We start from the raw sequence: 13,350 nt of genomic DNA, 5'->3' as shown, positions 1-13,350 counted from the left end.
GTTACCCTTGCCGTATTCGCCGCCTGAGACCTAAAATGGCACTCAGGACGACGGGAGGCGTACGGAATTCATGCAGGACTTCGGCGAAGCATTCTCGCTGGCTTTCGGGCTGGTGCTGCATCCGTCCGCGGACCTGATCGAGATCGTCTCGCTCTCGCTGCGTGTCAGCCTGACGGCGACCGTGCTGGCCTGCGTTTTCGGACTGACGCTGGGCGCGGTCCTTGCCATCGCGCGCTTTCCGGGGCGCGGCGCAGTGCTGATCGTGCTGAACGCGCTCATGGGCCTGCCGCCGGTGGTCGTGGGCCTTCTGGTCTACCTCAGCCTGTCGCGCGCCGGGCCGCTCGGCTTCCTTGGCCTGCTCTACACCCCCACGGCGATGATCGTGGCGCAGACCATCCTGATCACCCCCATCGTCGCCGCGCTGTCGCGGCAGGTGCTCGAAGACCTCCACGACGAATACCGCGACCAGTTCCGGTCTCTCTGCCTGACGCGTGTGCAGGTGGTGCAGGCGCTCCTTTGGGACGCGCGGATCGCCCTAACCACGGTTGCGCTGGCGGGCTTCGGCCGCGCGGTGGCAGAGGTCGGCGCGGTGATGATCGTCGGCGGCAACATCGACCACCTCACGCGGGTCATGACCACGGCCATCGCGCTGGAAACCTCGAAGGGCGAACTGGCGCTGGCGCTGGCCCTCGGCATCGTGCTGATGGTCATTGCGCTTGGCGTCAACGCGCTGGTGCAGGCCCTGCGCCTGTCGTCGGAAAGGCAGCAGGCCCATGCGTGATCTGACCGAACAGGACCTGAAGACCGCCTGCGATGCGGAGGCCCCCTGCCTAAGGATCGAGAACCTGACCCTGCGGCTCGGTGGCAAACCCGTGCTCGACTGGCTTGACCTGACGCTGGAGGGGCGCGGCCTGACCGTGATGCTCGGTCCGAACGGTGCCGGGAAAAGCCAGCTTCTGAAGGTGATGCACGGGCTGACCCGCCCCGATCAGGGCCGCGTCACATGGAATGGCCGCCCCGCCCAGCAGGCCACCCGCCAGCAGGCGCTGGTTTTCCAGAAACCTGTTCTTCTGCGCCGGTCGGTCGCCGCCAACATCGACTTCGTGCTGAAGGCGCGCGGGCGCGCCCGGTCGGAGCGTGACACCCTGCTGAACCACGTGGGCCTTCTGAACAAGGCGCGCCAGCCCGCACGGGCCCTATCCGGCGGAGAGGCGCAGCGCCTGTCGCTGGCCCGGGCGCTCGCGCTCGACCCGCAGGTGCTGTTGCTGGACGAACCGACCGCCAGCCTCGACCCCGGTTCGGTGCTGGCCATCGAGCGCATCATCCAGAACGCCCACGACCGCGGCGTGAAGGTGATCCTCGTCACCCACGACATCGGGCAGGCGCGGCGGCTCGCCGACGAGGTCGTCTTCCTCCATCGCGGCCGGATCGCCGAGCAGGCCCCTGCCCACCGTTTCTTTTCCACCCAGGACAGCGCCGCGGCGCGTGACTTCCTGCACCACAGGATCGTCGTCTGAACTGACTTCATGACATAGGGAGACTTCATGAAACCCGTTAAATTCACGCTGGCCGCGCTGCTGGCGCTGGCCCCGCTTGCCGCATCGGCACAGGAGTCCATCATCGTGCAGTCGACCACCTCGACCGCCAATTCCGGCCTCTACGACTACCTGCTGCCGATCTTCTCCGACAAGACGGGCATCACGGTGAACGTGGTGGCGGTCGGCACCGGGCAGGCGATCAAGAACGCGGCCAACTGCGACGGCGACGTGCTGCTGGTGCACGCCAAGCCCGCCGAGGAGAAGTTCGTGGCCGAGGGCGGCGGTACCTCGCGCACCGACCTTATGTACAACGACTTCGTCATCGTGGGGCCGGCCGACGATCCGGCAGGCGTGGCGGGCACCTCGGACGTCGAGGCGGCCCTGAAGACGATTGCCGGGAAGGGTGCGGTCTTTGCATCCCGCGGGGACGATTCCGGCACCCACAAGAAGGAAAAGGCGCTTTGGCAGGCCGCGGGCGTCGATCCGGCGACGGGCTCCGGCGACTGGTATCGCGAGACCGGATCGGGCATGGGCGCGACCCTGAACGCGGGCATCGGCATGGGTGCCTACGTGATGACCGACCGCGCGACCTGGATCAGCTTTGCCAACAAGCAGGACTACCAGATCGCGGTGGAAGGCGACGATGACCTCTTCAACCAGTACGGCGTCATCCCGGTGAACCCGGAGAAGTGCCCGGCGGTGAAGATCGAGGCGGCAAAGGCGTTCTCGGCCTGGCTGATCTCCGACGAAGGGCAGAAGGCCATCGCGGGTTACACGGTGGACGGGCAGCAGCTGTTCTTCCCCAATGCGCCCAAACAGGGTAGCTGAGAACCGGGGCACGGTCTGCCCCGCCATGGGGCAGAGCGATGCATGAACCGGAATTCCTGACGGTCCCCGAACTGGCGGACCTGTTGCGGATCAAGGAGCGCAAGGTCTACGACCTCGCCGCGTCGGGCGAGGTCCCCTGCACGCGCGCCACCGGCAAGCTGCTGTTTCCCTCCGTCGCGGTGCGCGACTGGCTGGAGGCGCATTCCTCGGGCCACGTTGTGAAGACGCCAAGGCCGCCGGTGGTGCTGGGCAGCCACGATCCCCTGCTGGACTGGGCAATCCGCGAAAGCCGCTGCGGGCTGGCCAGCTACTTCGACGGGTCGGCGGACGGGCTTGCGCGGTTCAACCGGCGCGAGGGCGTGGCGGCGGGCCTGCACCTTCACGACGCTGAGGGACGGGAGTGGAACATTCCCAGCGTGGCACGCAGCTCGGCCAACCAGAACGCGGTGCTGGTGCGCTTTGCCACCCGCGCCCGCGGGCTGGTGCTGAGGCGGGAACTGGAAGGTGTCAGCGGTATCGCCGACCTGGCCGGACGGCGCGTGGTGCCGCGGCAGGGCGGATCGGGCAGCGACGTGCTGTTCCGGCAGCTTGCGGCGAAGGACGGGCTGGATGTGGATGCACTGGACCTGACTGAGGTCGCGCGGACAGAGACCGAGGCCGTTCAGACCCTCGCCCGGGGCGACGCCGACGCGACGCTGGGGCTGGAAACGGTCGCACGGGATTTCGGCCTGCCTTTCGTGCCGCTGGTGGAGGAACGTTTCGACCTGCTGGTGAACCGGCGCGCCTGGTTCGACACGCCGATGCAGCGGCTGATGGTCTTCTGCCAGTCGGAGGCCACGCTGGCCCGGGCGGAGAAGATGGGCGGTTACGACCTGACGGGGCTGGGCACGGTGCGCTGGAACGCCTGAGCGTTTTCGGGGCGCTGCCGCGCGCCCCGACCCGCCGGGGGGCGTCGCCCCCCGGACCCCCCGAGAGTATTTGAGAAGCAAAGAAGCCTGAGTGCCGTGCAGGCGCTGGGGGCTATTGCGCGCCTTTGGCGGTGCGGGTAGCCCCTAGCCTTCCCAGGCGGCGACGCGGCGGTCGATGGTCTTGCGCGAGACGCCTAGGCGGCGGGCGGCCTCTGCCCGGTTGCCGTCGCAGAGGTCGAGCACGTGCAGGATGTGGCGCTGCATGACCTGTTCGAGGTTCAGGGTGGCGCGGGCCCCGGTCACCTTGGCATCGCCGGAAAATTCCTGCGGGAACTGCCCGAGGATCACCGAGCGTTCGATCATGTTCTTCAGCTCGCGCACGTTGCCCGGCCAGTCGTAGCGGCGCATCTTCAGCAGGGTCTCGGCGGAGAGCTCGAGCCCGGACAGGCCGAGGACGCAGGCGAAGTGTTCCATGAAGTAGGCGGCGAGTTCGGTGATGTCCTCGCTCCGCTCCTTCAGCGGCGGCATGTGGATGCGCACCACGTTCATGCGGTGGTAGAGGTCGGCGCGGAAACGGCCCTGCGCCACCGCCGCGTCGAGATCGGCGTTGGTGGCGAAGAGCAGGCGCAGGTTGAGGGGAAACTCCCGCTCGGCGCCGATGGGGCGGACGCGCTGGTCCTCGAGCACGCGCAGGAGCGCCGCCTGCACCTGGATCGGCATCTGCGCCACCTCGTCGAGGAACAGCGTGCCGCCGTCGGCCAGCAGGAAAAGGCCCGGTTTGAGCGCCCCGTCGCCACCGCCGTTGTCGCCGAAGAGCTCCTCGGCGATGCGGTCGGGGGTCACGGCGGCGCAGTTGACGGCGACGAAGGGCCGGTCGGCGCGGTCGGAGAGCGCATGCAGCTGGCGCGCGGCCAGCTCCTTGCCTGTGCCGCTGGCGCCGGTGAACAGCACCGGCGTCGGCAGGGGCGCGAGCTTCTTCAGCATGGCCCGCACCTCTCCGAGCGTGTCGGAGGTGCCGAGCATCTTCACGCCGTTGGGGTCGCTGTTCAACTCGTGGCGCAGGAGGGTGTTGTCGCGCCGCAGGTACTTGCGGTCGAGCGTGCGGGCCACAGCGCCGAGGATCTGGTTGGCGCGGAAGGGTTTCAGCACGAAGTCCGAGACGCCGGCGCGCAGCGCGGCGATGGCGGTTTCGAGATCGGCATAGGCGGTGATCAGGATGGTTTCGGCCATGAAGCCGAGCCGCTTCTGTTCGGTCACCCATTCCAGCCCGGTCTTGCGCGGCATCACGTTGTCGAGGATCACGAGGTCGAAGTGGTTCTCGTCCAGCTTGGCGGTCGCCTCGTCCGGCGAGGCGGCGAGGTCGATCCGTTTCACCCGGGGCTGCAGCGTCTTGTAGAGGAAGTTGCGCATGCCGGGTTCGTCGTCGATCACCAGGATCGACGCCCCCGCGAGGTCGTTGCCGTAATCCTCTGCCACGTCAGTCGAGCCGGACGCTCTCGCCCGTGGTCTGGCGCGCGGCGGTGGTGTCGTCCAGCGCCTCCAGCCCGTAGTGCGCCGCCACGCCGATCACGGCCACCGCGACAAAGCCCATCACCATTGCCTTCATTTCTCAGCCTCCTCGCCGGATTGGTCGTTGGCCGATTTCAGGAAGGCGATGAGGTCGGCCCGGTCGTCCGCCCCCGCGATCACCTGCATCGGCATCTTTGAGCCGGGAATATAGTGATCCGGCCCCTGGTCAAACAGGGCGTCGATGGTGTCGTCGGTCCAGACGATGTCGGCGCCGTCGAGCGTATCGGAATAGGTGTAGCCCGGCACCGTGCCCGCCCGGCGGCCGAACACGCCGTGCAGCGTCGGCCCGGCCTTGCGCGACGGGCCAGGCTCCAGCGCGTGACAGATCGAGCATTTTCGCATGAACTGCCGTTCGCCGTTCGACATGGTCCCGGCATCGCGCAGGAAGCTGCGGTCGCCACTGATGCCCGGATCGAAGGCGTCGAGCGCCTCCACCGGCCAGCCGAAGGCCACGTCGTCCAGACCGCCCGCCCAGATCCGCGCCCCGTCGTCAGAGAAGGCCAGCGCCCAGACCGGCCCTTCGCGGGTGGCGCGGAAATCGCGGGTGATCTGCCACCCGGCGGTGTCGACGATCATGATGAAGCCGTGCCCGTCCCCGGCGGCAAGCTGATGGGTCCCGGCGTGATAGGCCATGGCAAGGATCGGGCGGCGGTCCAGCGTGAAGTCGGCGATCTGGCCGCCCTGGTGGTCTATCACCCGCGTCACCCCGTCGACCGCGCCATAGGCGATCCAGTCGGGCGTCACCACGATCTCGTTGATGCCGAAGCCATGGCTGACGATCTGGTCGGCGGTCTGCTCGATCAGGTCGTAGCGCAGGATGTAGCCGTTGGAAGTCGCGGCCCAGACCCGGGCCTTGTCGTCTATGGCCACGGCGTTCACCCCGCCGGGCGCGTCGAGGAACCGGCCGTCCGTTCCGCCGGACAGCGGCCAGAGCCCGATGGTGCCGTCCCAGCTTGCGCTGGCGGCGAGGCGTGCGTCGGGTGACATGGCCAGCGCCGTGACCTTGCCCTTGTGGGTGCCGAGGAGGCGGGCCTCTCCGTCCTTGCCCCAGAGCCGCACGGTGAAGTCGTCCGCGCCGGAGATCACCGTGCCCTCCGGCCCGAAGGCGACAGCGTTGACCGCCGCCTCGTGGCCTTCCTGCCATTCCGGCTCGTCCGCCGACCAGACGCCGACGGAGTTGTCGAAGCTGGCGGTGGCCACGCGGTCACCGGAGGCGGCGATGCCCATGATCGGTCCGCCGTGTCCCTTGAGGGTGGTGAACTCCTGCGCCCCGGCGGCCGAGGCGCAGAGGCACAGGATCGCAAGCCAGCGCATCACTCCGCCGGGGTCGCCTGTTCGGGCGCCCTGCCCTCGCGCGCGGCTTCGCGTTCCTTGACCTTCTCGTACCAGATGGAGTGGTGCTGTTCGGCCCAGTTCTCGTCCACCTGCCCGGACCCCATGGCGTCGAAGGCGCCCTCCATCCCGATCGAGCCGATGTAGATATGGCCGATGATGATCGCCATCAGGACAAAGGCGACGATGGCGTGCCAGAGCTGGGCAAGTTGCATCTCTTCCTGCGGGGCAAGCGCCACGGGCAGCGGCTCCATGCCGAGGAGGCCGGTGATGCCGATGTCGTTCAGCAGCGTGAAGGTCTTGCCGAACAGCGGCAGGTCGAAGGGGAAGAGCAGCGACAGGCCCGACAGCGAGATCGACGCGCCGAACAGGATCACCGACCAGAAGATCAGCTTCTGGCCCGCGTTGAACTTCTTCGCCGGGGGGTGCTTGTCGCCGACGATGCCGCCCGCCTGCTTGAACCAGATGATGTCCAGCTTGTTGGGGATGTTGTGCGCGACCCAAAGGATGAAGACCAGCACGATCCCCAGCATGAAGGCCCAGCTGACATTGTTGTGGATGTACTTCGAGACCGCCAGCCAAACGGAGTTCGCGTCATGGCCCAGCACCGGGATCAGGAACTTGCGCCCGAAGAGGGTGAAGAGCCCGGTGAAAGCCAGGAGCACGAAGGACCCGGCGGTCATCCAATGGGTGAAGCGTTCGAAGGCGTGGAAACGGGTGACGGTCTTGCCGGTCTTGCCGCCCTCGATCCTGATGCGGCCGCGGAACAGGAAGAAGACGGCGAGGATGCCGATGGTCCCCAGCAGCAGCCAGCCGCCATAGGTGCGCAGCGGGCCGTCGCGCACGGTCAGCCATCTCATGCCGCCGTCCTGCATCAGCACTTCGCCCACCGGCCGGTGCGTCGAGACGGTCACATCCGCCTTGTTGTAGCGCAGCGCGCGCCACAGGTCCGGGTCGGACGAAGTGCCGAGCGGCGCGGTGTTCGGCGGCGGCACGGCGTCGCCGCCGATGTTCGTCGACCGGAAGTCGTCGTTGACCGGCAGGCCCTGCTGCCGCCGCAGGATGTCTTCCAGCGTCTGCGCGCCGCCGGTTTCCAGCCGGGCCGCGGCCAGTTCTGCCTCGGTCTCGTCGATGCGCGGACCCGGTGCCATCCAGAACGAGAATATCGCAATGGCCAGCAGCACGAGTATGAAGGCGACGAAGCCGCTCGAACGTTCAGTCGTCATGTCAAACCCCATCGGCCACGAAACCCCCTCCGGTCCGTGGCAAAAAGGGCGAGGCCGCGAAGGCCCCGCCGTCATGGTGCAGATGTAGGCCGGACAGGCGCCCGGCCCACGCGCGGAAAGGCGTCAGCCGCCCTTCTGGTCGTAAGCCGTGCCCCAGCCCCAGGCGCCGGAGCCGAAACCCCGTGCGACGACGCGCTCGCGGTAGATGGCCGACACGACGTCGCCATCGCCCGCCAGCAGAGCCTTGGTGGAGCACATCTCGGCGCAGATCGGCAACTTGCCTTCCGCGATCCGGTTGCGGCCGTACTTCTGGAACTCCGCCTGGGAGTTGTTCTCTTCCGGACCACCGGCGCAGAAGGTGCACTTGTCCATCTTGCCGCGCGACCCGAAGTTGCCCGCCTGCGGATACTGCGGCGCGCCGAAGGGGCACGCGTAGAAGCAGTAGCCGCAGCCGATGCACAGGTCCTTGGAGTGCAGGACGACACCTTCCTCGTTCTGATAGAAGCAGTCGACCGGGCACACCGCCATGCAGGGCGCGTCCGAGCAGTGCATGCAGGCGACCGAGATCGAGCGTTCGCCCGGCTGGCCGTCCTGGATGGTCACCACGCGGCGACGGTTGATGCCCCACGGCACCTCGTGCTCGTTCTTGCAGGCGGTGACGCAGGCGTTGCATTCGATGCAGCGCTCGGCGTCACAGAGGAACTTCGCTCTTGCCATGTTTCTCTCTCCTTATGCCGGCATGATCTTGCAGAGGGTGGCCTTGGTCTCCTGCATCTGCGTGACGGAGTCGTAGCCGTATGTCTGCGCCGTGTTGCAGGATTCACCAAGAACGATGGGGTCCGCCCCTTCCGGGTACTTCGACCGCAGGTCCTCGCCCTGGTACCAGCCGCCGAAGTGGAAGGGCATGAAGGCCACGCCTTCGCCCACCCGCTCGGTGACCATCGCCTTGACCTTGACCTTGCCGCCTTCGGGACCTTCGACCCAGACCATGGCCGCGTCACGCACACCGAGGTTGTTGGCGTCGCGCGGGTTGATCTCGACGAACATGTCCTGCTGCAGCTCGGCGAGCCACGGGTTGGACCGGGTTTCGTCCCCGCCGCCCTCGTACTCGACCAGTCGGCCGGAGGTGAGGATCATCGGGTAGTCCTTGGAGAAGTCCTGCTTCTGGATCGACGCGTACATGGTCGGCAGACGATAGAACTTCCGGTCGTCGTAGGTGGGATAGTCGGCCACCAGGTCGCGCCGGTTGGTATACAGCGCCTCGCGGTGGATCGGCACGGGATCGGGGAATTCCCAGACCACGCAGCGCGCCTTGGCGTTGCCGTAGGGCGCGCAGCCGTGCTCGATCGCGACCCGCTGGATGCCGCCGGAAAGGTCGGTCTTCCAGTTGGTCTTCGGACCGGCGATCTCGTCGATCACCTTCCGCTCCTCGTCGGTCAGGTCGCTGTCCCAGCCGAGGTCCATCAGCATCTGCATGGTGAACTCGGGGTATCCGTCCTGGATCTCCGAGCCCGGGTTGTAGACGCCTTCCGCCAGCAGGTTGTCGCCGTTGCGCTCCACACCGTAGCGGGCCCGGAACGGCAGGCCGCCGTCCTTCACCGCGAGGTCGATGTTGTAGAGGTTGGGCGAGCCGGGATGCTTGATCTCGGCGGTGCCCCAGCACGGCCACGGCAGACCGTAGTAGTCGCCGTCGGCAGGTCCGCCCACCGCGCGCAGCGTGGTGCGGTCGAAGGTGTGCTGGTTCTCCATGTGGAGCTTGAGGCGCTCCGGCGTCTGGCCAGTGTAGCCGACCGTCCACATGCCGCGGTTGATCTCGCGCAGCGTGTCCTCGATGCTCGGGGTCACACCGTCGTCCTCAAGCGCGATGTTGCGGAACAGCCGGTCGTGGTAGCCGAACTTCTTGGCGAACAGGCCGATGATCTCATGGTCGGGCTTCGACTCGAAGATCGGCTTCACCACCTGCTGGCGCCACTGGATCGAGCGGTTCGACGCGGTGACCGAACCGTGGGTCTCGAACTGCGTGGCCGCCGGCAGCAGGTAGACGCCATCCGTCCGGTCGTGCAGCACGGCCGTCACGGTCGGATAGGGGTCAACCACCACAAGCAGGTCCAGAAGCTCCATCGCCTTCTTCATCTCGACCATGCGGGTCTGAGAGTTCGGCGCGTGGCCCCAGAAGACCATGCCGCGGACCTTGTTGGGCTGGTCCATGTTCTCGGCGTCTTCAAGCACACCGTCGATCCAGCGCGATACCGGTATCCCGGTCTCGTACATCAGGTCCTTTTCCTTGCCGTCGGCGCCGGGCATCTTGGCGAACTGACCGTTCAGCCAGTCCCAGTCCTCGCCCCAGACGCGGGCCCAGTGCTCCCACGAGCCCTTGGCCAGGCCGTAGTAGCCCGCCAGCGTGTGCGACAGGACGCCGAGGTCCGTGGCCCCCTGCACGTTGTCGTGGCCGCGGAAGATGTTGGTGCCGCCGCCGGATACCCCCATGTTCCCCAGCGCAAGCTGAAGGATGCAGTAGGCGCGGGTGTTGTTGTTGCCCGTGGTGTGCTGGGTGCCGCCCATGCACCAGATCACGGTGCCGGGACGGTTGTTCGCCAGCGTCCGCGCCACGCGCTCGAGCTGGGAGCCGGGGACGCCGGTGACGCGCTCGACCTCTTCCGGCTTCCACTTGGCCACTTCCTCGCGGATCTGGTCCATGCCCCAGACACGGGTGCGGATGAACTCGCGGTCTTCCCAGCCATTCTCGAAGATGTGCCAGAGGATGCCCCAGACCAGCGCCACGTCGGCACCGGGGCGGAAGCGCACGTATTCGTCCGCATGGGCCGCCGTCCGGGTAAAGCGCGGATCGCAGACGATCAGCGGGGCGTTGTTCTGCTCCTTGGCGCGCAGCACGTGCAGCAGCGAGACGGGGTGCGCCTCGGCCGGGTTGCCGCCGATGATGAAGATCGCCTTGGAGTTATGGATGTCGTTGTAGGAGTTCGTCATCGCGCCGTAGCCCCAGGTGTTGGCAACACCTGCAACCGTGGTCGAGTGACAGATCCGCGCCTGGTGGTCGACGTTGTTCGTCCCCCAGTAACGCGCGAACTTCTGGAACAGGTAGGACTGTTCGTTGCTGTGCTTCGCCGAGCCCAGCCAGTAGACGGAGTCCGGGCCGCTTTCCTCGCGGATCGCCATCATCTGGTCGCCGATCTCGTTGATCGCGTCTTCCCAGCTGATGCGGACCCACTCTCCCCCGACCTTCTTCATCGGGTACTTGAGGCGGCGTTCGCCATGGGTGTGCTCGCGCACGGAGGCGCCCTTCGCGCAGTGGGACCCGAGGTTGAACGGGCTGTCCCAGCCGGGCTCCTGCCCGATCCAGACGCCGTCCGACACCTCTGCCATGACGGTACAACCGACCGAGCAATGGGTGCACACGGTTTTCTTCAGGTCCACCTTGCCGGTGGCAGCGGTCTGCGCACTGGCCTGCTGGACGGTTCCTCCGGTCGCTGCAATCGCGGCAAGGCCGCCGATCGCCAGACCGGACCCGCGGAGGAATCCGCGCCGGTCAACCGAGGTCTTGGCAACCTCGGACAGGATCGAAGTCCGCTGGGGGCGTCGCGCAACCCCGTTGGTCTTTTTCCTAAGCATGTGTCTCTCTCCCTCAACGCACCTCGCGGTGCGAAAGACAGTGCCCGGCGCACAGGCGCAGAGCGGTGACGGCGGAACGGTCGGGCCTCACGCAACCAGTTGTTCCACCAGCGGGGTGCCACGCCCGGGCGGGGCGTCAGCGGGGCGCTCGGCCAAAGGCCTGTGCGCGGGCGCGGATCAGAACCGCGCGGCGTCGAAGTAGGCGCGGGTGTGCACCGTGTCCTGCATCCGGTTGGACGACAGGTCCGGCTCCGCGGCTTCGGCCTGCGTACCGGCGGTGGCCACGGCCACGGCGGCGGCGGGCGCGGCGGTCCCGGCCAGCTTCAGGAAGTCGCGCCGGGACGCTTCTTTCTCTGACATGTCTTGCTCCTCTGTAGGTTCCGGCGCGTCCCCCGCGCCGCTCGTTTGACGGGACCCGAAGGCCCCGCCGGCTCAGCCGAGGCGGAAGGCTTCCGCCTCGATTTCCATGAAGGTGCGACCGATGGTTCCCACCGGCGCGTAGAACACCGATCCCTTGGCGTTCTCGAGGTCACTGAAGAAGTGCCCGGCCCAGGACGCGATGTGCTTGTTGAAGAAGGTCTTCTGCGCCTCGAGCGACGCGGGCGAGCTGAAGCGCCCGACGATCAGAGCGCCCATCATCTCCATCAGGCTGGCGATGTTGTCCTCCGGCTCGAACACGTTTTCCGCGCGGGCCAGCCCGTGCGCCGTCATGTCCTGCCGCAGCAGGGCCAGCGGCTTCTCGTTCAGGAAGCCGGTCATGTAATAGGAAGCATAGGGCAGAAGCTCTCCGCGCCCGAGGCCGATGAACAGCTTGTTGTATTCGGTCACGACGCTGCGGGGCTTGGTCACCTTTGCCATCTTGGCCAGAGTGGAGATCGCCTCCCCCAGCGGCGTCGCATCGCCGGACAGCGACGCGGTCTGCGCCAGCAGCATCTCGTCCGGCGGCCCGGAGAGGATGACCCCGAGGAAATTGTAGAGGTCCGCGCGCAGGCGGTCCTCTTCGGCGATCTTCGGGGCGGGTGCTGCGGTCATGCCTGTCCTTCCGTCTCTGCGAACACGAAACGCATCCGCCGCGTTGTGGCGGGCAGGGCGTCTTCGCTGTCGTGTGTTTCCGTCTCGGTCGCCACCTCCGCGGCGTCGTCTTCCGGCTCTGCCATAGCGAGTTGCGTCGGCGGATCGGGCAATGGCGCGGGCTCGCGGACCGACACCAGCTCCGGCGCGGGCATGTCGTCCTCTTCGGCCTCGTCGGCGGCGCCCTCCGCTTCGGCGAGCTTCGCCGCCTTGGCGTCCGCCTCCTTCGCGGCCTCGGTCACCTTGTCGAACATGCCCTTGCCGACCTTGTAGGCTGTCTTCATGTCCGGCACGCAGCGCGCGGCGTCGGTGTAATCCTCACCGTAATCCACCAGCCCGTCGAGGTTCGCGAGAACCGGGTTGGTGCGCCACAGCTTGCGCAGCGCCCGTGCCTTCAGCCGCTGCGGCAGCGCGGACTTCATGAAGGCGCGCACCTGCTCGGCGGTCTCGAGATCCTCCGGCATGGGCTGTCCGGCCTCGGCCAGAAGCTCCTCGTCAGTCTTCTCCGCCAGCGCCTGTTCCTCGGCCGCCCGTTCGGCGGCAAGGCGCGCCTCTTCCTCGGCGCGGGCCTCGGCCGCAACAGCGGCACGGCGCTTGTCCCAGAATCCGCTCATGACAGATCCCCGCGCCCGCGGACGGAGAACCGGTGCCCACTTGTCCTGCACGCACTCATTGCAACCGCCTCCGCTTCAGCGCCGGAGAGGCGTATATGTCGCCCGGCTTTGCCACCCGCGCATCGCCGATCCCGTCCTCGACCAGATCGATCCGCTTCTTGTCGCGCTTGCGCTTAACGAAGACCTCTTCCTGGTGGTGCGCCTCGATGAACTCGCGGACCCAGGCGACCAGCCCGTGCGGCATCGGCACCTTCTCAACCAGCTCGTTGCCGCTGTCGGTGTAATCCTGCGCCTCGAAGGGGGAGGCCGTGACCTTCAGCACCTCGTAGGGCTGCGGGCCGTCGCTCGTTTCGCGCATCACGACGTAAAGGCTCGGCACCTCGTCGCTGATCGCCTGAAGGTAGGCTTCGGTCTCTGCGCCGTGCAGTTCCAGGACCGGGGTCGCGGCGTGGTACTCCACCGCCTCGCCTTCGCGGCGCATTTCCTTCCACTCCGCCGGGCCGGCCCCGGGCAGTACAGCGGCTGCCGTCCAGTGCCACTTTGCCCAACGCGTCACACCCGGAGTCCGTCTCAGGACGACCCCGACCGGCATCGTTCGGTAGGCATTCGGATTGTGGATCACTCTGAAATCTCCCTG

Annotated in this window: 14 protein-coding genes; 4 read left to right on the top strand and 10 right to left on the bottom strand. The window is 67.3% G+C overall.

Translation table 11 applies throughout. The features are described from left to right. Positions 1-70 precede the first annotated feature (70 nt). Genes CDO87_RS22645 through CDO87_RS22630 form a run of 4 tightly spaced genes read left to right on the top strand, consistent with a single transcriptional unit; the run spans position 71 to position 3,274 of the window. A complete protein-coding gene (locus CDO87_RS22645; RefSeq protein WP_100931185.1) occupies positions 71-781 on the top strand; it encodes an ABC transporter permease in 711 nt (236 codons plus the stop codon). Beyond that, positions 774-1,517 carry an ATP-binding cassette domain-containing protein gene (locus tag CDO87_RS22640; RefSeq protein WP_100931184.1) on the top strand — a complete coding sequence of 248 codons (744 nt, stop codon included), beginning with the start codon at positions 774-776 and terminating at the stop codon, positions 1,515-1,517. The genes CDO87_RS22645 and CDO87_RS22640 overlap by 8 nt, the downstream gene beginning before the upstream one ends. A 27-nt stretch (positions 1,518-1,544) precedes the next feature. Then, entirely contained in the window at positions 1,545-2,366 is an 822-nt protein-coding gene (locus CDO87_RS22635; protein ID WP_100931183.1) for a substrate-binding domain-containing protein, read from the top strand. A gap of 38 nt (positions 2,367-2,404) precedes the next feature. Next, positions 2,405-3,274, top strand: coding sequence for a helix-turn-helix transcriptional regulator (locus CDO87_RS22630; protein WP_100931182.1), 870 nt, complete (start codon positions 2,405-2,407; stop codon positions 3,272-3,274). Between the two features lie 144 nt (positions 3,275-3,418). On the opposite strand, the gene CDO87_RS22625 is transcribed toward CDO87_RS22630, so the two are convergent. From CDO87_RS22625 to CDO87_RS22585, 10 genes are all read right to left on the bottom strand, one after another. After that, positions 3,419-4,750 carry a sigma-54 dependent transcriptional regulator gene (locus tag CDO87_RS22625; RefSeq protein WP_100931181.1) on the bottom strand — a complete coding sequence of 444 codons (1,332 nt, stop codon included), beginning with the start codon at positions 4,748-4,750 and terminating at the stop codon, positions 3,419-3,421. Between the two features lies 1 nt (position 4,751). Next, positions 4,752-4,880 (bottom strand): hypothetical protein, encoded by a 129-nt coding sequence (locus CDO87_RS27460; protein ID WP_256388408.1) that lies wholly within the window; start codon positions 4,878-4,880, stop codon positions 4,752-4,754. Further along, positions 4,877-6,157, bottom strand: a complete 1,281-nt coding sequence (locus CDO87_RS22620; protein ID WP_100931180.1) for a c-type cytochrome — start codon at positions 6,155-6,157, stop codon at positions 4,877-4,879. Before CDO87_RS22620 ends, CDO87_RS27460 begins: the two co-directional genes overlap by 4 nt. Next, positions 6,157-7,401 (bottom strand): formate dehydrogenase subunit gamma, encoded by a 1,245-nt coding sequence (locus CDO87_RS22615; RefSeq protein ID WP_370312804.1) that lies wholly within the window; start codon positions 7,399-7,401, stop codon positions 6,157-6,159. Before CDO87_RS22615 ends, CDO87_RS22620 begins: the two co-directional genes overlap by 1 nt. 123 nt (positions 7,402-7,524) lie before the next feature. After that, positions 7,525-8,118 carry a formate dehydrogenase FDH3 subunit beta gene (fdh3B, locus tag CDO87_RS22610; protein WP_005864014.1) on the bottom strand — a complete coding sequence of 198 codons (594 nt, stop codon included), beginning with the start codon at positions 8,116-8,118 and terminating at the stop codon, positions 7,525-7,527. A gap of 12 nt (positions 8,119-8,130) precedes the next feature. Next, positions 8,131-11,028 carry a formate dehydrogenase subunit alpha gene (locus CDO87_RS22605; protein WP_100931178.1) on the bottom strand — a complete coding sequence of 966 codons (2,898 nt, stop codon included), beginning with the start codon at positions 11,026-11,028 and terminating at the stop codon, positions 8,131-8,133. A 177-nt stretch (positions 11,029-11,205) separates the two neighbouring features. Further along, positions 11,206-11,388: a twin-arginine translocation signal domain-containing protein gene (locus CDO87_RS22600; protein WP_100931177.1), complete on the bottom strand. Its 183-nt coding sequence runs from the start codon at positions 11,386-11,388 to the stop codon at positions 11,206-11,208. 72 nt (positions 11,389-11,460) lie between these two features. After that, entirely contained in the window at positions 11,461-12,060 is a 600-nt protein-coding gene (locus CDO87_RS22595; RefSeq protein WP_100931176.1) for a molecular chaperone, read from the bottom strand. Next, complete coding sequence (locus CDO87_RS22590) at positions 12,057-12,713, bottom strand: DUF3306 domain-containing protein (protein ID WP_100931175.1); 657 nt, start codon at positions 12,711-12,713, stop codon at positions 12,057-12,059. Before CDO87_RS22590 ends, CDO87_RS22595 begins: the two co-directional genes overlap by 4 nt. Positions 12,714-12,768: 55 nt before the next feature. After that, positions 12,769-13,305, bottom strand: a complete 537-nt coding sequence (locus CDO87_RS22585; protein WP_100931360.1) for a DUF3305 domain-containing protein — start codon at positions 13,303-13,305, stop codon at positions 12,769-12,771. Positions 13,306-13,350 lie beyond the last annotated feature (45 nt).

This window comes from Sagittula sp. P11 (assembly GCF_002814095.1).
In the GTDB taxonomy this organism is placed as follows: Bacteria; Pseudomonadota; Alphaproteobacteria; order Rhodobacterales; family Rhodobacteraceae; genus Sagittula.
Note: the sequence above shows the minus strand (reverse complement) of the source record. Positions and strands in the feature narration are given on the sequence as shown.